18 protein-coding genes are annotated in these 16837 nt (G+C 63.0%); 9 read left to right on the top strand and 9 right to left on the bottom strand.

The features are described from left to right. Positions 1 to 2 precede the first annotated feature (2 nt). Entirely contained in the window at positions 3 to 893 is an 891-nt protein-coding gene (serB, locus tag HFO71_RS02845; protein ID WP_168258930.1) for a phosphoserine phosphatase SerB, read from the bottom strand. On the opposite strand from serB, the gene miaA reads away from it, so the two are divergent. Next, positions 892 to 1788 (top strand): tRNA (adenosine(37)-N6)-dimethylallyltransferase MiaA, encoded by an 897-nt coding sequence (gene miaA / locus HFO71_RS02850; protein WP_168258931.1) that lies wholly within the window; start codon positions 892 to 894, stop codon positions 1786 to 1788. The genes serB and miaA overlap by 2 nt on opposite strands. Positions 1789 to 1796: 8 nt before the next feature. Here the strand turns inward: miaA and pdxR are convergent, their stop codons facing one another. Then, positions 1797 to 3293, bottom strand: coding sequence for a MocR-like pyridoxine biosynthesis transcription factor PdxR (gene pdxR, locus HFO71_RS02855; RefSeq protein ID WP_168258932.1), 1497 nt, complete (start codon positions 3291 to 3293; stop codon positions 1797 to 1799). A 144-nt stretch (positions 3294 to 3437) separates the two neighbouring features. Between pdxR and HFO71_RS02860 the strand changes: the two genes are divergently transcribed. Continuing rightward, the gene (locus HFO71_RS02860; protein ID WP_168258933.1) at positions 3438 to 4073 is read left to right on the top strand and encodes a LysE family translocator; all 636 of its coding nucleotides are present in this window, start codon (positions 3438 to 3440) and stop codon (positions 4071 to 4073) included. Between the two features lie 13 nt (positions 4074 to 4086). Next, on the top strand, positions 4087 to 5013 hold the full coding sequence (locus HFO71_RS02865; protein ID WP_168258934.1) for a dihydrodipicolinate synthase family protein: 927 nt from the start codon (positions 4087 to 4089) through the stop codon (positions 5011 to 5013). Here HFO71_RS02865 and HFO71_RS02870 read toward each other — a convergent pair. Continuing rightward, entirely contained in the window at positions 4998 to 7022 is a 2025-nt protein-coding gene (locus HFO71_RS02870; RefSeq protein WP_077978748.1) for an ATP-binding protein, read from the bottom strand. The two genes, HFO71_RS02865 and HFO71_RS02870, sit on opposite strands and share 16 nt — an antisense overlap. Positions 7023 to 7345: 323 nt before the next feature. On the opposite strand from HFO71_RS02870, the gene HFO71_RS02875 reads away from it, so the two are divergent. Together HFO71_RS02875 and ilvN are read left to right on the top strand one after the other, a co-directional pair. After that, positions 7346 to 9136, top strand: coding sequence for an acetolactate synthase 3 large subunit (locus HFO71_RS02875; protein ID WP_012758226.1), 1791 nt, complete (start codon positions 7346 to 7348; stop codon positions 9134 to 9136). Positions 9137 to 9156: 20 nt separating this feature from the next. Continuing rightward, the gene (gene ilvN / locus HFO71_RS02880) at positions 9157 to 9729 is read left to right on the top strand and encodes an acetolactate synthase small subunit (protein WP_003560902.1); all 573 of its coding nucleotides are present in this window, start codon (positions 9157 to 9159) and stop codon (positions 9727 to 9729) included. Between the two features lie 79 nt (positions 9730 to 9808). On the opposite strand, the gene HFO71_RS02885 is transcribed toward ilvN, so the two are convergent. Beyond that, positions 9809 to 10657 carry an aldo/keto reductase gene (locus HFO71_RS02885; protein WP_131666384.1) on the bottom strand — a complete coding sequence of 283 codons (849 nt, stop codon included), beginning with the start codon at positions 10655 to 10657 and terminating at the stop codon, positions 9809 to 9811. A gap of 149 nt (positions 10658 to 10806) precedes the next feature. On the opposite strand from HFO71_RS02885, the gene HFO71_RS02890 reads away from it, so the two are divergent. Further along, entirely contained in the window at positions 10807 to 11400 is a 594-nt protein-coding gene (locus HFO71_RS02890; protein ID WP_077978747.1) for a LysE family translocator, read from the top strand. On the opposite strand, the gene HFO71_RS02895 is transcribed toward HFO71_RS02890, so the two are convergent. Continuing rightward, positions 11392 to 11868 carry a DUF2269 family protein gene (locus tag HFO71_RS02895; RefSeq protein ID WP_077978746.1) on the bottom strand — a complete coding sequence of 159 codons (477 nt, stop codon included), beginning with the start codon at positions 11866 to 11868 and terminating at the stop codon, positions 11392 to 11394. The genes HFO71_RS02890 and HFO71_RS02895 overlap by 9 nt on opposite strands. Then, positions 11868 to 13142 carry an SDR family oxidoreductase gene (locus tag HFO71_RS02900; protein ID WP_168258935.1) on the bottom strand — a complete coding sequence of 425 codons (1275 nt, stop codon included), beginning with the start codon at positions 13140 to 13142 and terminating at the stop codon, positions 11868 to 11870. The genes HFO71_RS02895 and HFO71_RS02900 overlap by 1 nt, the downstream gene beginning before the upstream one ends. Before the next feature lie 97 nt (positions 13143 to 13239). Between HFO71_RS02900 and nthA the strand changes: the two genes are divergently transcribed. The 3 genes from nthA to HFO71_RS02915 are packed head-to-tail and all read left to right on the top strand — an operon-like array spanning position 13240 to position 14892. Continuing rightward, a complete protein-coding gene (gene nthA / locus HFO71_RS02905; protein ID WP_077978745.1) occupies positions 13240 to 13881 on the top strand; it encodes a nitrile hydratase subunit alpha in 642 nt (213 codons plus the stop codon). After that, on the top strand, positions 13878 to 14537 hold the full coding sequence (gene nthB, locus HFO71_RS02910; RefSeq protein ID WP_077978744.1) for a nitrile hydratase subunit beta: 660 nt from the start codon (positions 13878 to 13880) through the stop codon (positions 14535 to 14537). The genes nthA and nthB overlap by 4 nt, the downstream gene beginning before the upstream one ends. Then, positions 14524 to 14892: a nitrile hydratase accessory protein gene (locus tag HFO71_RS02915; protein ID WP_077978743.1), complete on the top strand. Its 369-nt coding sequence runs from the start codon at positions 14524 to 14526 to the stop codon at positions 14890 to 14892. The genes nthB and HFO71_RS02915 overlap by 14 nt, the downstream gene beginning before the upstream one ends. Positions 14893 to 14998: 106 nt before the next feature. Here HFO71_RS02915 and HFO71_RS02920 read toward each other — a convergent pair whose 3' ends face one another. From HFO71_RS02920 to HFO71_RS02930, 3 genes are read right to left on the bottom strand one after another with little or no spacing between them, the layout of a single operon-like run. Beyond that, entirely contained in the window at positions 14999 to 15781 is a 783-nt protein-coding gene (locus tag HFO71_RS02920) for an anti-sigma factor family protein (protein WP_168258936.1), read from the bottom strand. Continuing rightward, entirely contained in the window at positions 15778 to 16293 is a 516-nt protein-coding gene (locus HFO71_RS02925; RefSeq protein WP_026158763.1) for an RNA polymerase sigma factor, read from the bottom strand. Before HFO71_RS02925 ends, HFO71_RS02920 begins: the two co-directional genes overlap by 4 nt. Positions 16294 to 16324: 31 nt before the next feature. After that, positions 16325 to 16705 (bottom strand): COG4315 family predicted lipoprotein, encoded by a 381-nt coding sequence (locus HFO71_RS02930; protein ID WP_077978741.1) that lies wholly within the window; start codon positions 16703 to 16705, stop codon positions 16325 to 16327. Positions 16706 to 16837: the final 132 nt, after the last annotated feature.

The following is a 16837-nucleotide window of genomic DNA, read 5'->3' on the forward strand; positions in this document are numbered from 1 at the left end:
GGCTATCGTGAAGCGAAATCCGTCTTGCGGTAACCCTGGATATAAAGCAGGGCGGTCAGGTCGCCGTGGTTGATTTGAATCTGCGCTTGAGCAGCGACGGTGGGCTTGGCGTGGAGGGCAACGCCGGAGCCGGCTAGCTGCAGCATGCCGAGATCGTTGGCGCCGTCGCCGACGGCGATCGCTTCTTCCGGCGAAATGCCGAGGCTTGCCGCAATTTCGTTCAGCGCATCGACCTTCGCCTGTTTTCCGAGGATCGGTTCGGCGACGAAGCCGGAGAGAATGCCGCCGTCTTCGAGCAGCGTGTTGGCACGGTTCTCGTCGAAGCCGAGGGTGGCGGCGATGCGGCTGGTGAAGACGGTGAAGCCGCCGGAGACAAGCGCGGTGTAATGGCCTTTCGACTTCATGGTGGCGATCAGTTCCAGGCCGCCCGGGGTGAGCGTGATGCGCTTGGCGATGACCTCGTCGACGACCGATATCGGCAGCCCCTTCAGCAGGGCGACACGCTCACGCAGGGCAGGCTCGAAAGCGATCTCGCCATTCATGGCGCGGGCGGTAATGGTCGCGACCTTCTCCTTCAGGCCGACTTCGGCGGCGAGTTCATCGATGCATTCCTGGCCGATCATCGTCGAATCCATGTCGGCGATCAGCAGCTTCTTGCGGCGGGTCTCCTGCTTCTGGATAACGAGGTCGATGGGCGCGCTTGATATGACGGCAAGGATATTGGCCTCTGCCGCTTGCGCATCGGTGCCGTCGCGTAGCGCGATGTCGCAGGCAACGCCATCGGCAAGCCAATAGAGACCGGAAGCGTTCACGGCCTCGGCCGCCCGTTCGGCGGTTTCCGGGGTCAGCACGGGATTTGACGGATTGGCAACAAGCGTGGCAACGAGGGCCATGATGGAAAACCTTCTGAGCACAGTGAACGCGATCCTGATAACCGGGCCGACCGCCAGCGGCAAGTCCGCGCTCGCCGTCGAATTGGCCAGGCGCCATGACGGCGCGGTCGTCAACGCCGACAGCATGCAGGTCTACGACACGCTGCGGGTGCTGACCGCGCGGCCGTCGGAAGAGGAAATGCAGGGCGTGCCGCATCATCTCTACGGTCATGTGCCGGCGGCTGCGGCCTATTCGACCGGCGCCTGGCTGCGGGATGTCTCGGCACTATTACCGGGGCTCAGGGACGCAGGACGGCTGCCGGTCTTCGTCGGCGGCACGGGACTTTATTTCAAGGCGCTGACCGGTGGTCTCTCCGATATGCCCGAGATACCGGAGGTGTTGCGGGAGAAACTCAGGACGCGGCTGCTGGAGGAGGGGCCGGACGGGCTCTATATCGAACTCGCCGAGGCCGACCCCGCCATGGCGGCAAGCCTGAACCGCCAGGACGGGCAGCGCATCGTCCGGGCGCTGGAGGTAGTAAAGGCGACGGGGCGGTCGATCGCCGATTTCCAAGGCCGGTCGGGACCGATGGTCATCGACGCGGCTGAGGCCCGCAAGATCGTCGTGCTGCCGGACAGAGCAGTGCTGCACCAGCGCATCAACGGGCGTTTCGAAAAGATGCTGCAGCAAGGCGCAGAAGACGAGGTACGGGCTCTGCTTGCGCTCGATCTGCCGGCCGAGACGCCGGTGATGAAGGCAATCGGCGTGTCGCAAATTGCGGCGATGCTGAGGGGTGAGATAACGCGCGGCGAGGTACTGGAGAAGGGTGCTGCGGCGACGCGGCAATATGCCAAGCGGCAAATGACATGGTTCCGCAACCAGATGGACGACAGCTGGGAGCGGCTGACGGTTTAGGCTTCAGCTTATTGCGGGCCTCCTGCTTGAGACATCTGCTGGCTCAGCAGTTTGACGAGTTCGCTAACCGCCGCCTGCAGCTGTTCCGGCAGAAATCCGCCGAAGCCCAGCATCAGGCCGGGGCGCGCCGGCCGCGTGGCATACATCGGGGAGATCGCCCGCACGGCGAGGCCGGCCGAGAGGGCGCGGGCTGCGAGTTGCACGTCGTCGACCTCCTCGGGCAGCCATAGAAGAATATGCATGCCCTGGTCGCTCTGCTGGACGCGGCAGCCCTCAGGCAAGGCCCGATCGAGCGCCGAAAGCAGAACAGCGCGGCGCTCGGCATAGAGGCCGCGGATGCGTCGGATGTGCGCTTCGAAATAGCCTTCCCGCATATAGGCCGCCAGAACGTGCTGTTCGGCGGTCGGCGAATGCCGGTCGAGAATGGCACGGGCGCCGGCAAAGGCTTCCGCGAGTGGCGAAGGGGCGATGACGTAGCCGAGGCGCAGGGAGGGAAAGAGCACCTTGCTGAAGGTGCCGAGATAGATGACGCGTGAGGGACGCAATCCCTGCATTGAGGGAAACGGGTGTCCGGCATAACGCAGCTCGCTGTCGTAGTCGTCTTCGACGATCCAGGCGCGATTTTGGTCGGCCCAGGTGATCAAGGAATTGCGCCGAGCCATGCTGAGCGGCATTCCGATCGGATATTGGTGCGACGGGGTCACGAATGCGGCGCGCGCCTGCGGGCATAGCTCGAGGCCGCGTTCCACGTTCATTCCCTGTGCATCGACCGGCAGGCGGTGCGTCTGGACGCCGAGATCATCGAGCACCGCCGTCAGGCCGGGGTAGGCCGGATCCTCGGCCCATACCGGATCGTCGCGCGAGAGAAGCACCCGGCCTGCCATATAGAGGCCTTGCTGGGTGCCTGACGTGACGATGACCTGTTCGGGCTCACAATGAACGGCCCGCGCGCGGCGGACGTGGTCGGCAATGGCAAACCTGAGTTCGAGCAAACCCATAGGATCGTGGTAACCCGAGGGGGCGGCCTGTCGCGACGCGCGCACGCGATTGCCGAGACGGCGCCAGTTGTCGTCCGGCGCAATACCGCAGGCCGGGACGGCGATGGCGAAGGGAACGGGCGGGTGAGGGGTGAGCGCACGGGCGATGGAAATCAGCCGGGCCGCCTGGGACGGCAGATCGACAGCATCCGCAGTAGACGGCACTGCCGGAGTGGGCGGGCGGGCCGGCGTCGCGTCCATCAGATCAGCGGCAACGCGGGTTCCGGCTCCGACCCGCGCTTCGAGATAGCCTTCTGCGGTCAACTGATCGAACACCTCGACGACAGTGCCGCGCGCGATTTTCAGCGAAGCCGCAAGGCTACGCGTCGAAGGAAGGCGTTCTCCCGACCTCAGCTCACTGCGGGCGATTGCGTTCCGCAGGGCCTGCGCAAGCTGGCGACCGACATTGGCCGTTCGATCGATCGCCTCGAGCGATGGTATTTCGATGGTGCTGCGCCGTTTGGACATCGCAAAATGGTCTATACAAATTCTTCAAAATGGCGCTTCATGATGAACCAATTTTGGAAGAAAAGGAAGCTTATTGGCGGTTCCCGACGGGGCATTCTTCGTCTTCGTGGGGCGTGCGGGCGCAAACTTCGGAAAAAAACGTAAATGCAGGATCTTCTCGTCGTCTACCAGGATCTTCTCGTCGTCTACATTGCCTACGCAATCGCTGCAGGCAGTCCCGGACCAAGCAATATGGCCATCATGAATGTGGCGATGCGGCAAGGGCGTCGACCGGCGCTCGCCCTTGCCGCTGGTGTTATAACGATGTCGACATGCTGGGGGCTGATCGCGGTCACCGGCATCTCGACACTCCTCGTCCGCTATGCCCATGCCCTGCTGTTCCTTAAGATCGCAGGCGGATTGTACCTTCTCTGGCTCGCCTGGAGAGCGGCCCGCTCGGCCGCCGCCCCGGATAGGCCGGCAAGCGAGGCCGTGCGGCCTGCCGCGCAACGCGGCGCGCTCTATCGTCGCGGCGTTCTGATGCATCTCGGCAATCCGAAGGCGGTTCTGGCCTGGGTGGCGATCATGTCGCTCGGCCTCAAGCCGGGCGCTTCGCCGGAGATGGCCGTCACCGCCTTCGGCGGCTGCGTGCTCTTGGGGATCTCGATTTTTGCCGGCTATGCCGTGCTCTTCTCCACGGCACCGATGGTGCGCGGCTACGCCCGTGCGCGGCGGTGGATCGAGGGCAGTCTTGCCGTCTTCTTCGCGGGCGCCGGATCGCGCCTTCTGTTCTCACATTGACCGGATTTTCATCATGTCTATCGCTTCTCCGTTTCATGGTCTTTCGGCCTTTCCGCCCACGCCCGCCGATAGAGATGGCCGGGTCGACACCGAAGCCCTCGGCCGCCTGCTGGAACGCCTGTGTGATGCAGGCGTCACGTCGATAGGCCTTCTCGGCAGCACCGGGATCTATGCCTTTCTCACACGCGAGGAACGACGGCGAGCCGTCGAGGCTGCGGTCGAGTGCGTTCGCGGTCGTATTCCCCTCGTCGTCGGCGTCGGTGCTCTGAGGACAGACCATGCTCGGAGCCTGGCAAGGGATGCCGAGGTCGCCGGTGCAGACGCCCTTCTGCTTGCGCCGGTGTCCTACACGCCGCTGACCCAGGACGAAGCGTACGAGCATTTCCTGGCGGTTACCGAGGCGGCGAAACTGCCGCTTTGTATCTACAACAATCCCGGCACGACCCACTTCACCTTCAGCCGGGATCTTCTGCAGCGCCTATCCGATATCGAGACGGTCAGCGCCGTGAAGATGCCTCTGCCTGCTGACGGCGATTTCGCAGGCGAGTTGGCGGCATTGCGAGAGAAGACCAGGCTTGCGATCGGCTACAGCGGCGACTGGGGCGCGGCCGAAGCGCTGCTTTCAGGTGCCGACGCCTGGTACAGCGTCATCGGCGGCGTGCTTCCGCGCGTCGCCCTTGCCCTGAGCAAGGCCGCGATTGCAGGCGAGGGCGGCGAGGCGCATCGGCTCGATGGTCTCCTCCAGCCGCTCTGGAAAACGTTCAAAGAGTTCGGAAGCCTTCGCGTGGTCTATACGCTGCTCGACCTTCTCTCACTCGCCAGGGCAGAGCTCCCACGCCCTCTGTTGCCGCTCGGGTCGATGGACCGGCAACGGGTGCTCGAGGCCGTCGAGCCTCTGATCGCATTGGAGAGCGAGCTGAAGCCTCAATCCTTGTTGTAGAGGCCGCTCAGCGGTTTTTTCAGGATGCTTTCGCGCAGCGACGTGCCTGGCTCCCGGCGGGAGACGGCGGGCTGATCCGCCGGCGGTATCGGCCGGGGAAAGACCGGCTCGTCGCGGCGCATCTCGCGGCGGAGCGCATCCAACCGGGGATCGATCGCGGGTGACGTGGCCGGGTCCAGCCGCGGTGTATGCGGCAGCAGTTCGCGGCGGTAGGATTCGAGTGGCGCGACGGAAGAGGTGGGCGGCGGGTAGGGCTTCGCGTCGATATCCTCGTCGGCTGCATCAGCCTCGTCGAAACCTGCCACCGACGCGGCATAGTTCTGCTGGAAATTCGAAATGTCGGGTCCGACGGTCACCGCCCGCATGCGGGTGACGATCTTGCGCAGATCGACCGTATCCGGATCTTCCTCGCTTTGCTTGCTGTTGGCGCTGCTCGCCTTTGGCAGGAGCTTTTCGTCGACGCGGGAAAAGCGCATGCGCATCGGCACACTGATCGCCTCGCCAAAGGCGATCGCTTCGCCATTGCCGATCGAGGAGATGAAGCTCGTCGTCGAGATCGACGAGTTCGGGATGGCCGAGCGGATGATTTCCTGGTCGCGGTCGTTGGCGAGGCGCATGGCAAAGAGTGTCGAACACTGCGACAGGATCGTTTGGTCGAGCTCGCCCGGCCGCTGGGTGATGATGCCGAGCGAGACGCCGTATTTGCGGCCTTCCTTGGCGATGCGGGCGATCGCCTGGCGCGTCGGCACGAAGCCGAGGCTCGGATCGGAGGGGATATAACGGTGAGCTTCCTCGCAGACGACGAGCATGTGGATGGCGCCGTCGCTCCACAGCGCCACCTCGAAGGCCATGCGGCAGAGTACGGAGGCGACCGAATTGACGACCTCCGAGGGGATGCCGGCAAGCTGGAAGGTGCAGATCGGCCGGTTCTCGCCGGGGATGCGGAAGATCTGCGCGATGGTTTCGGTGATCGTGTCGCTGATCGTGTTGTTGGAGAACATGAAGTGATAGCGCGGATCGTTGATCGCAGCGATGAGGCGCATCTTCAACGACCGCAGGAAGGGCTTTTCCGAGCGGCCTTCCAGGCGGCCGATGCGCTCGTCGATCAGCGCCAGCAGATCGGCCATGCGGTAGGGAACCGGCGTATCGGCGGTGATCGAACTCTTTTCCGTCGTGCGGCGGACCAGCGAATTGTCGCTGCCGCGGAAGGCGCGCTTGGCTTCCGGCAGGATATCGCGCAGCATGTCGAGCTCTTCGGGCACCGGCGGGCGGCCGCGAAAGACGACTTCGGCGAATTCCTCCAGCCGCATCAGCCAGAAGGGCAGATCAAGCGTATCGGTATCGATGGTGACGGCGTGCTGAGGAAATGCGGCGGCGAATTCGTTATGCGGATCGAGGATCAGGACGCGCAGCTTCGGGTCCGCCGCGATCGCCTTGTGCAGGAGCAGCGACACGGCCGTCGACTTGCCGACACCGGTGGAGCCGACGACGGCGAAATGCTTGGAGAGCATCGAGGGGATGTGGATCGCCGCATCGATGCTTTCGTCCTGCGTCAGCTTGCCGATGACGGCGGTCGTACCTTCGCCGGCATCGTAGATGCGCATCAGGTCGGCGGATCGGATGCGGTGGGCGATGGCGCCGAGATAGGGATAACGCGAGATGCCGGTCGAGAATTCCTCGCGTCCGTCCTCGTCGACACGGACTTCGCCGAGCAGCTCGGTCTCGATCTTGAAAATATTGTCTTCGCCTTCGCCCCAGGCATGGCTGCCGGTGTTCATCTGATAGACGAGCGCGACGACGCGGTTGCGGCCGACGCTGATCGAAATCAGCCGCCCCACGGACCAGAGTTCGGTCAGATCGGTGCCGCCCTGTTCGGCGACGGCGGCAATCGTCGCCCGCGACCCGCTGCATGCAACGACGCGGCCGAGAAAGCGATTTCCCGGCGCATGGCCATCGCGGCGATCATGCTCGCCTGCCTTGCCAGAGGTGCGCAAGTCGTTGTTGAGCAAAGGGGCTACTCCATGCGGTAGCGTAGAAGAATAAAGTCGATCCTTTAACAAATCCTTCATCCTATCGATTTTCGGGGATGCAGGCGTGGGGCAGTTTTTATTGCGGCATGCGTTGACGCTGCGAAATTTTCTGTCTATCACTTCCGACCATGAAAATCGCAACGGCTCTTATCGTGGTGGGAAAGCGCATGGGCAGGATGGTGTAACCATCCGGCGATAGCCACCCATGCGCTAGATGACAGGCTCCTCAGGGGCCTTTTTTTATGCCCGAAATTCGGGCTTCCGGCCACAAACGCAATCCCAGCATCAAACGGAACAGACAGATGAGCACGGACAATCAGGCGGCAGGCAATCGGATGACGGGAGCGGAGATCGTTCTCAAGGCGCTGAAGGACAACGGCGTCGAACATATTTTCGGCTATCCCGGCGGCGCCGTCCTGCCGATCTACGACGAGATCTTCCAGCAGGAGGATGTCAAGCACATCCTCGTCCGCCACGAGCAGGGGGCAGGCCATGCGGCCGAAGGTTACGCCCGCTCCACCGGCAAGGTCGGCGTCATGCTCGTGACCTCTGGCCCGGGCGCCACCAATGCCGTCACGCCGCTGCAGGATGCGCTGATGGATTCGATCCCGCTCGTCTGCCTGACCGGACAGGTTCCGACCCCACTGATCGGCTCCGACGCCTTCCAGGAATGCGATACGGTCGGCATCACCCGGCCCTGCACCAAGCACAACTGGCTGGTCAAGGATGTCAACCAGCTTGCCGCCGTCATTCACGAGGCCTTCCGCATCGCCCAGTCCGGTCGTCCAGGCCCTGTCGTCGTCGATATTCCGAAGGACGTGCAGTTTGCGACCGGCACCTACACGCCGCCGGCGGATTATGCGATCCAGAAGAGCTACCAGCCGAAGATCCAGGGCGACCTCAACCAGATCCATGCCGCGATCGAGCTGATGGCGAATGCGCGCCGTCCGATCATCTATTCCGGCGGCGGCGTCATCAATTCCGGCCCCGAGGCTTCCAAGCTGCTGCGCGAGCTGGTCGAGCTCACCGATTTCCCGATCACCTCAACGCTGATGGGCCTCGGCGCCTATCCTGCTTCAGGCAAGAACTGGCTGAAGATGCTCGGCATGCACGGCTCGTACGAAGCCAACATGGCGATGCACGATTGCGATGTCATGGTCTGCATCGGCGCCCGCTTCGACGATCGCATTACTGGCCGTCTCAATGCCTTTTCGCCGAACTCGAAGAAGATCCATATCGATATCGATCCATCCTCGATCAACAAGAACGTCCGGGTCGATATCGGCATCCGCGGCGATGTCGGCCATGTCCTCGAAGACATGGTCCGCCTGTGGAGGGCGCTGCCGAAGAAGCCGGAAAAGGGTCGGCTGGACGACTGGTGGACCGATATCGCCCGCTGGCGGGCACGCAACTCCTTCGCCTACACGAAGAGCAATGACGTTATCATGCCGCAATATGCGCTGGAGCGGCTCTTCGCCCACACCAAGGACCGCGATACCTACATCACCACCGAGGTCGGCCAGCACCAGATGTGGGCGGCACAGTTCTTCGGTTTCGAGCAGCCGAACCGCTGGATGACCTCGGGCGGTCTCGGCACGATGGGCTACGGCCTGCCTGCCGCGCTCGGCGTGCAGATCGCCCATCCCGACAGCCTCGTCATCGACATTGCCGGCGACGCCTCGATCCAGATGTGTATCCAGGAAATGTCGGCGGCGATCCAGCACGATGCGCCAATCAAGATCTTCATCATGAACAACCAGTATATGGGCATGGTGCGCCAGTGGCAGCAGCTGCTGCACGGCAACCGCCTTTCGAATTCCTATACGGAGGCGATGCCCGATTTCGTCAAGCTGGCGGAAGCCTATGGCGCCGTTGGCCTGCGCTGCGAAAAGCCGGATGCGCTTGATGACACCATTCTGGAGATGATCGAGGTCAGAAAGCCTGTCATCTTCGATTGCCGCGTCGCCAATCTCGCCAATTGCTTCCCGATGATCCCCTCGGGCAAGGCCCATAACGAAATGCTGTTGCCGGACGAAGCCACCGACGAAGCGGTCGCCAATGCGATCGACGCCAAGGGCCGCGCGCTCGTCTGATCAGGGAAGGAACTAAGAACATGAACGCACACCTACAGCCCACGGGCTCCGCCTATTTCATCTCGCCGGAAACGGCGGCGGTCGAAAGCCACACGCTTTCGGTTCTCGTCGACAACGAACCGGGCGTTCTTGCCCGGGTCATCGGCCTGTTTTCCGGCCGCGGCTACAATATTGAGAGCCTGACGGTCTCCGAGACCGAGCATCAGGCGCATCTTTCCCGCATCACCGTCGTCACACGCGGGACGCCGCAGGTGCTGGAGCAGATCAAGGCGCAGCTCGAGCGCATCGTGCCGGTGCACCGCGTCGTCGATCTGACGGTGCGCGCCCGCGAGCTTGGCCAGGATCGGCCGATCGAGCGCGAAGTGGCGCTGGTCAAGGTGATCGGCGAGGGCGAGATGCGCGCCGAGACCCTGCGCCTTGCCGATGCCTTCCATGCCAAGGTGGTGGATGCGACGGTCGGCCACTTCATTCTGGAGATCACCGGCAAATCATCGAAGATCGATCAGTTCGTGGCGATTATGAAGCCGCTCGGCCTCATCGAGGTGTGCCGTACCGGCATTGCGGCGATGAACCGCGGCGTGCAGGGCATGTAAAAATTACAGCCCGGGCATGTAAGGATTACAGCCCGGGAATCAAAGCCCGATGCTGCAATAATTGAGAAAACCGCTGAGATCAAAGCATCTCCAGCGGCTTTTTCTTTGTGGGCGGTGGAAAGGCGGCGTCGAGGGCATCCCAGTCGTCGTCGGTGATGTCGAGCGAGACGCAGTCGCGGTTTTCGGCTGCGCGCTCGGCATTCGAGGTCTTCGGAATGACGATGACGCCGCCGCGTTCCAGCAGGAAAGCGAGCGCCAGCTGGGCGGGCGTTGCCTGATAGGCCTTGGCGATGCGGATCAACTCGGGATGGTGCAGGATATTTCCCTGCTCGATCGGCGAATAGGCCATGATAGGAATGCCGCGGCTCTGGCACCAGGGCAGCAGATCGAACTCAATGCCGCGGCGGGAAAGGTTATAGAGCACCTGGTTGGCGGCGACCTTGGTGCCGTCGGGCACTCCGAGCAGTTCCTCCATGTCGTCGGTGTCGAAGTTGGAGACCCCCCAGGCGCCGATCTTGCCGGATGCCTTGAGTGTTTCAAAGGCGGCGACGGTCTCTGCGAGCGGATGGTCTCCGCGCCAGTGCAGCAGATAGAGATCGATGCGATCGGTGCCCAGCCGTTCGAGACTGCGCTCGCACGCCTCGATCGTGCCTGTCAGGCTGGCATTCCAGGGATAGACCTTGCTGACGATGAAAACCTCGTCGCGCCGGCCCCTGATCGCCTGGCCGACGATCTCTTCTGCGCCACCGTCGCCGTACATTTCGGCGGTGTCGATCAGCGTCATGCCGAGATCGATGCCGGCCCTCAGGCTTTCGATCTCCGCTTTGGCATGGCCGGCATCCTCGCCCATCGCCCAGGTTCCCTGGCCGAGCGCCGGCACTTCTACGCCGTTCGGGAAGGTGATTGTCGGAATCCGGCTGTCTTGCATGATCTTTTCCATTTTGCAGGAGATTGCGGCGATTTCTTATCTTTCAAGTAATCCTGTCACCATGACAATGATGTAATGGTATCGGCCACTTAGGACAGTTATGCTGACCTAAATAAACAGGCCGCAGAAAGCTGGCTTCGGGAGGTCGCATGCCGCTGGATACATTTCTCGCCCTCGTTCTCTTCGCCTTCACGACCTCGATCACGCCGGGGCCGAACAATATGATGCTCTTCGCATCGGGCGTGAATTTCGGCTTCCGCAGGACGATCCCGCATATGTTCGGCATCGGTGTCGGTTTCTTCTCGCTGCTGATCGGCGTCGGCCTTGGGCTCGGCGCGCTGCTGCACACGGTGCCTATGGTCTATACGGCGCTGAAATTTGCGGGCGGAGCCTATCTCCTCTGGATCGCCTGGAAGATCGCCTCGTCGCGCTCGCTCAGCGAAGGCGGGAGCGGCGTCGAGCCGATGTCCTTCTTCGCGGCGGCCGCCTTCCAGTGGGTCAACCCGAAAGCCTGGGTGATGGCGGTCACCGCGATGGCGACCTACACCAATCCGCAACTCTACCTGGTGAGCGTGCTGATCGTGGGTCTCGCTTTTGCGGCGGTCAATGTGCCCAGCGTCTCGACATGGGCCGGCTTCGGCTCGGCGCTGAGGGAATGGCTTTCCGATCCGGTGCGGCTGAAATGGTTCAATATCAGCATGGCGGTGCTGTTGGTGCTAAGCCTCTGGCCGATGCTAAAATAGAGTGAGTGCCGGCTTCATGAGCATCAGCCAGAGAATGCCGATGACGGCGAAGAAGGCCGGAAAACCGCAGGCAAACCAGATGCGGTAAAGGCTGAAATAGGCCGGCGGCAGGGCCTTTCGCGCTGTGGCTGCGGCACGGGCGAGATCGCGCAGCCGGATCTGGATCCAGACGACCGGCAGCCAAAACAGGCCGGTCACGACATAAAGCAGCAGCGACAGCGCAATCCATCCCTCCGACAGGTCCCAGCCGATCGACCGGGCCAGCAGATAGCCGGTCACCGGCTGGAAAATAGCTGCGGTGGCCGTGAAGAGGGTGTCGGCGATGACAACCGTGCTGGCGACATGGGCGATCAGACGGGGATCGCGTGTCCGGTGCGCCATCACCATGAAGAAGGCGATGCCGGCGCCGGTGCCTAAGAGCACGGTCGCGCCGATGACATGGGCAAGCAGCAGCCATTCCTCAAGCATCAGCGTTCATCCAGCGTGGAAAGTGCGGTGAGCGTCAGCAGGATCGATGGCAGCACCTTGACGAGGGGACCGAGCGGATCGAGCCAGAGGGCGGGTTCGAGCAGGCTGGCGCCGGCAAGATAGGCGAACGACACGGCCAGCATGCCGAGAAGGGCACGTTTCGCCAGCGGGCGAAGGAGGACGGCGGCGCCGAGAGCGATGTCGATCAGGCAGGTTGCAAGCGTCAGCGCCGTGGCTGCGGCCTGAGGCATGAACGGCAGGAAGTGAGCGGATGTCTTCTCCAGCGTCAGCAGCGGGATCAAACCTGAGAGCAGCCAGAAAGCGGATAGGCCCGATATGACGAGCGGCTTCAGAAGATAGAGCCTGGCAAACCAGAGATCCTGTACGCCGGACGGATTGGCCGAGAGCGTCGCTGCCGCGGGTGTTGTGGCAAGGCTGCTCCCTGTTTTCGAGCTCCGCACGCCTTCGGACATGACAGTCATCGCCGTCGAGCGCAGCGGCGAACGCCAGCCGAGGAGGCCTGCGATATCGGCCAGCCACGTCACCGGCCTGGCAAGCCAGGGGGCAAGGGAAAACACACGGGCTGGCTGCAGGCCGAGCCACTGGCGGTGAAGGCGGACGAGATCGGTGAGCGTCAGAACTTCGTCGGCGGCGAGATCGATATCGCCGGAGATGCCGCCGGAGACCGCCTGCGACACGGCTTTCGCCACATCGTCCACCGAAAGCGTTTCGACCAGACTTTCGGCATGGACCAGCGGCAGCACCAGGGGAAAGGCGCCAAGCGCCCGCAGCAGCGCCGAGCCGCCATGGGCATTGCGGCCGAGAACGAGGGCAGGGCGCAGGATGAGGTGAGGCAGACCGCTTGTCGCCAGCGCCTCGTCGGCCCGCCGCTTGGTAGCGAGGAAGGGCAGATCACCAGCGGCTCCCGTCGTCCTTGCCGATATCTGCACGATCAGCGGGCGCGACGAGCGTTTTGCGGCGGAATAGAGCGCCAGCATCGCCTCTGCCTGGGTGGCCGACAGATCATCCGAGAGGCCGTCCTGCAGAGCGCCGGCGCAATTGACGACAACATGCCGGTTCTTGAGGATCTCGTCCCAATCCGCCGGTTTCGTCATGCATGAAAGATCTGCGCGCCGCCAGTCGATCGCCGGCTGTTTCAGGCGCGCACGCGCGGGATTGCGGCCGAGGCCGGTCACGACGTGGCCGTCGGCGACGAGCCGGGCCGCGACGACGGATCCTATAAAACCGGTTGCGCCGAGAATCAGAATGTTCATGGCAGGAGATTAGCGGAAAAGCGCATGAGACATAGAAGGGCTTGGCGGGCCTGCGGCATCTGTTAGAAATAGCGGGCAGTTTCGGGAGGGCTTCGCCTTGCACGACCATGACGACGACCATGAGCACGCCCACGGGCATGATCACGACAACCATTATTCCGACATGCAGGCGCGCGTGAAGGCGCTGGAAACGCTGCTGACGGAGAAGGGGCTCATCGATCCGGCAGCGATCGACGCGATCGTCGAGACCTACGAGACGAAGGTGGGGCCGAGGAACGGCGCGCATGTCGTCGCCAAGGCCTGGAGCGATCCTGATTTCGCCGACTGGCTGAAGCGTGATGCGACGGCGGCCATTGCCAGCCTCGGCTATACCGGCCGACAGGGCGAGCATATGCGCGCCGTCTTCAATACGGCCGAGACCCATAATCTCGTCGTCTGCACGCTCTGCTCCTGTTATCCCTGGTCGGTGCTCGGCCTGCCGCCGGTCTGGTACAAGGCGCCGGCCTATCGTTCGCGCGCCGTCATCGATCCGCGCGGCGTGCTGGCCGAATTCGGGCTGACGCTGCCTGAGGATAAGAAGGTCCGCGTCTGGGATTCGACGGCGGAGCTGCGTTACCTCGTCATTCCCGAGCGGCCCGAAGGGACCGACGGAATGGACGAGCAGGCGCTCGCTGGCCTCGTCAGCCGCGATGCGATGATCGGTACGGCCGTTGCCGGCAAGCCGGAGAGCTTGACATGAACGGACCGCACGATCTCGGCGGGCAGATGGGGTTCGGACCTGTCGCGCCCGAAAAGGACGAGCCTTATTTCCATGCCGAATGGGAAAAGCGGGCGCTCGGCATCACGCTTTCCTGCGGCGCTTTCGGCGCCTGGACCATCGACGAAAGCCGGCACGCGCGCGAGAATATTCCGCCGGCCGCTTATCTCGCCGCCAGCTATTACGAGATCTGGATCCGCGGCATCGACAAGCTGCTCGAACGGCATGGCTTTGCGACTCGCGCGGAATTGCTGTCCGGTCATGCGCAGCAGCCAGGAGCCGTTCCGAAGCGGGTGCTGAAGGCGGACATGGTGCCCGGCGTTCTTGCGAAGGGCGGGCCTTGCGATCGTCCTGTTAAGACCGCGCCGCGCTTCGTGGCCGGCGAAGGGGTGAAGACAAAGAATTTCAATCCAGTAACACATACGCGCCTGCCGCGTTATGCCCGAGCCAAAACAGGCGTGGTCGAGGCAGTGCAGGGTGCTTTCGTCTTCCCTGACGACAATGCGCATGGCGAGGGCGAAAACCCGCAATGGCTCTATACGGTCGTTTTCGACGGCGCGGAGCTTTGGGGTGGAGATGCCGATCCCACGCTGACCGTGTCGATCGATGCTTGGGAGAGCTATCTTGAGCCGGCATGAAATGTCGCCGCTGACGCAATCGTCCGGGCTGCCGACGTCGCCGGAGGGCGAGCCGGTTTTTCCCGAGCCATGGGCGGCCGAAGCTTTCGCCATGACCGTGCACCTGCACGCAAAAGGCCTGTTCAGCTGGAGCGAATGGGCTGAAACGCTTTCCGCGCAATTGCACAAGCCTGGCCGGGCCGAAGATGGCAGCGACTATTTCGACTGCTGGGTGGGGGCACTCTGCGACCTTATCGTCGACAACGGCATTGCCGATGCGGAAACGATCCTGGCACTGCAACAGAGCTGGCAGCGGGCGGCGGAGGCGACGCCGCATGGACGGCCGATCGAGCTCGGCAACGATCCCTCACGCTGATCCTTAGAGCGGTTCAGCTGTTCACGGAAGCGCAGAACCGCTCTAAGTCTTTGTTTTCTACGTAATTCCGGACGGAAAACCGCTTCGCACTTTTCCTGGAATTACTCTACGACGGGAATTGCCGGTAGCACTCCTCGGCTACCTGACGCAGCGTCTCGCGGGAGATTTCGCCGGTCACGGCATAACCGAGTTCGCCGTCGATCCAATAGAAGGTTTCAAGATTGCCCGATGAGGCGAAGCGGAAGCTCGTCGTGCGGTTCTCCGTGTTGCGGCCGACCATGACGGTCAGGCGCTCGCCGGCCTGGTTTTCATACATGAACATCGCGCCCGGCCTGCCGTCGACCGGCAGCAGGCGGCCGCCGACTAGCTTGAAGCCGAGCGGCTGTAGGTTCGGAATCTTGAGGTTCTGGATTGCCAGGCGCTTGCCGAGCCAGCTGGCGAGGTGGACCTCCTCGTTTGCGAAGACCTCGACAGGGTGGCGAACCTCGGCGGCATAGACCGTAAACGCGGTCTGGGCCTGTTTTGGCAGGGTTTCGGAGCCGGCAAGCTGCAGTTCCGGCTTTTCCAGAAGTGCGGGGCCATAATGGCCGCTGACGGCGCCGAGCGTGAAGACGAGGAGGGCTGATGCGGTGATCGCCCAGCGTTTCGCTCCCGATGAAACGGCGCGCGGGGGGACGACGAGCAGAGGATCGGTGTCCTTCGCCTTCTCATAACGGGCAAACAGCGATCGGATGCCTGAATTCTGCGCCTGCCATTCGGCGACCATCGCCGCCTCGTCGGGATTGTCGGTCAGGAAGGCCTCGATGCGGGCGCGCACCGTTTCCGGCAGCTGGCCGTCGGCATAGGCGTGAAGGTCGGCTTCGGTGACGCTCGGATTGGTCTCGTTCATTTCGGTCTCCGAAGCGTAATGATGTTGTCGGCCTTCAATCGCTCGGCGACGCGCCGGCGGGCGCGCGACAGGCGGGACATGACGGTGCCGATCGGGATATCGAGCGCGGCTGCGACCTCGCCATAGGTGTATCCCTCGATGACCACGAGCATCAGCACAGCGCGGTGTTCCTCCGAAAGGCTGTTCAGCGCATCGTCCAGCCGAGCACGTTCCAGCGGATCGGCCGGCGGTTCGGGCACGGCCAGATTTTCTGCGGCATCGAGCTCGACAAGGCCATCGCGAGTCTTGCCGCGCCGGCCGTTGCGGTAGAGATTGGTCATGATGGTCAGGACCCAGCCGCGCAGGTTGAGGCCGCGCCATTGGCCGCGGCGCGTGAGAACCTTTTCGACGCAATCCTGGAGCAGATCCTCGCCATCGGCATCCGAACGAGTCAGGCTGCGCGAATAGCGCCTGAGCGAGGGCAGGAGGGCCAGGATCTGGCCCTCGAAGGTTTCGGGTGCGGGTATCTTCATGCCGGCTCTCTTGGCATCAGGGCCCCTGCAATCAAGGTTTGGCGAGATCCCAGTTGCCGCCGACGCCGTCGCCGGTGATGTCGCCCATCTTCGTGTCCTTGACCCAATAATAGAGCGGCATGCCGTCCTTGGCCCATTGTTTCGTGCCATCTTTGCGATCGATGATCGAATATGCACCATCGGCCTTGGCATCGGAAGCCGCCATCAGCGGCGGCCAGTTCTTGGCGCAATCGTCGTAGCAGTTGGACACGCCCTTGACGTCCTTCTTGAAGGTGTAGAGCGTCATGCCGTTTTCGCCGGCAAGCACCTTGCCCTTGGCGGAGTCGACTTCCTTGACGGGAGCAGCGGCGAAAGCAGCGGTCGCGGCAAGGGCGGCGGCGGCCACGACGGATAGGAATTTCACGGATTTCATGGTGTCTCTCCTCAGATTGGGCACGCAATCTTGCGCTACCTGAGATGAGACACGAGGCGCGGTGGTTTTATTCCAGGCGCAGCAAAAGTTTTCGCGGCGGGCGAGGTGGGCCGAAGCCCGTTTTCGCCCGCA

Source organism: Rhizobium laguerreae (assembly GCF_019778565.1).
GTDB classification, from domain to species: domain Bacteria; phylum Pseudomonadota; class Alphaproteobacteria; order Rhizobiales; family Rhizobiaceae; genus Rhizobium; species Rhizobium laguerreae.

Excerpts from the sequence above, each read along its gene's own strand:
- HFO71_RS02900 (WP_168258935.1), bottom strand. The coding sequence starts at position 13,142 with ATGAACATTCTGATTCTCGGCGCAACCGGTTTTATAGGATCCGTCGTC.
- HFO71_RS02920 (WP_168258936.1), bottom strand. The coding sequence starts at position 15,781 with ATGAACGAGACCAATCCGAGCGTCACCGAAGCCGACCTTCACGCCTAT.
- serB (WP_168258930.1), bottom strand. The coding sequence starts at position 893 with ATGGCCCTCGTTGCCACGCTTGTTGCCAATCCGTCAAATCCCGTGCTG.
- pdxR (WP_168258932.1), bottom strand. The coding sequence starts at position 3,293 with ATGTCCAAACGGCGCAGCACCATCGAAATACCATCGCTCGAGGCGATC.
- HFO71_RS02930 (WP_077978741.1), bottom strand. The coding sequence starts at position 16,705 with ATGAAATCCGTGAAATTCCTATCCGTCGTGGCCGCCGCCGCCCTTGCC.
- ilvN (WP_003560902.1), top strand. The coding sequence starts at position 9,157 with ATGAACGCACACCTACAGCCCACGGGCTCCGCCTATTTCATCTCGCCG.
- HFO71_RS02860 (WP_168258933.1), top strand. The coding sequence starts at position 3,438 with ATGCAGGATCTTCTCGTCGTCTACCAGGATCTTCTCGTCGTCTACATT.
- HFO71_RS02875 (WP_012758226.1), top strand. The coding sequence starts at position 7,346 with ATGAGCACGGACAATCAGGCGGCAGGCAATCGGATGACGGGAGCGGAG.
- HFO71_RS02885 (WP_131666384.1), bottom strand. The coding sequence starts at position 10,657 with ATGCAAGACAGCCGGATTCCGACAATCACCTTCCCGAACGGCGTAGAA.
- HFO71_RS02865 (WP_168258934.1), top strand. The coding sequence starts at position 4,087 with ATGTCTATCGCTTCTCCGTTTCATGGTCTTTCGGCCTTTCCGCCCACG.
- HFO71_RS02895 (WP_077978746.1), bottom strand. The coding sequence starts at position 11,868 with ATGCTTGAGGAATGGCTGCTGCTTGCCCATGTCATCGGCGCGACCGTG.
- nthB (WP_077978744.1), top strand. The coding sequence starts at position 13,878 with ATGAACGGACCGCACGATCTCGGCGGGCAGATGGGGTTCGGACCTGTC.
- HFO71_RS02890 (WP_077978747.1), top strand. The coding sequence starts at position 10,807 with ATGCCGCTGGATACATTTCTCGCCCTCGTTCTCTTCGCCTTCACGACC.
- HFO71_RS02925 (WP_026158763.1), bottom strand. The coding sequence starts at position 16,293 with ATGAAGATACCCGCACCCGAAACCTTCGAGGGCCAGATCCTGGCCCTC.
- miaA (WP_168258931.1), top strand. The coding sequence starts at position 892 with ATGATGGAAAACCTTCTGAGCACAGTGAACGCGATCCTGATAACCGGG.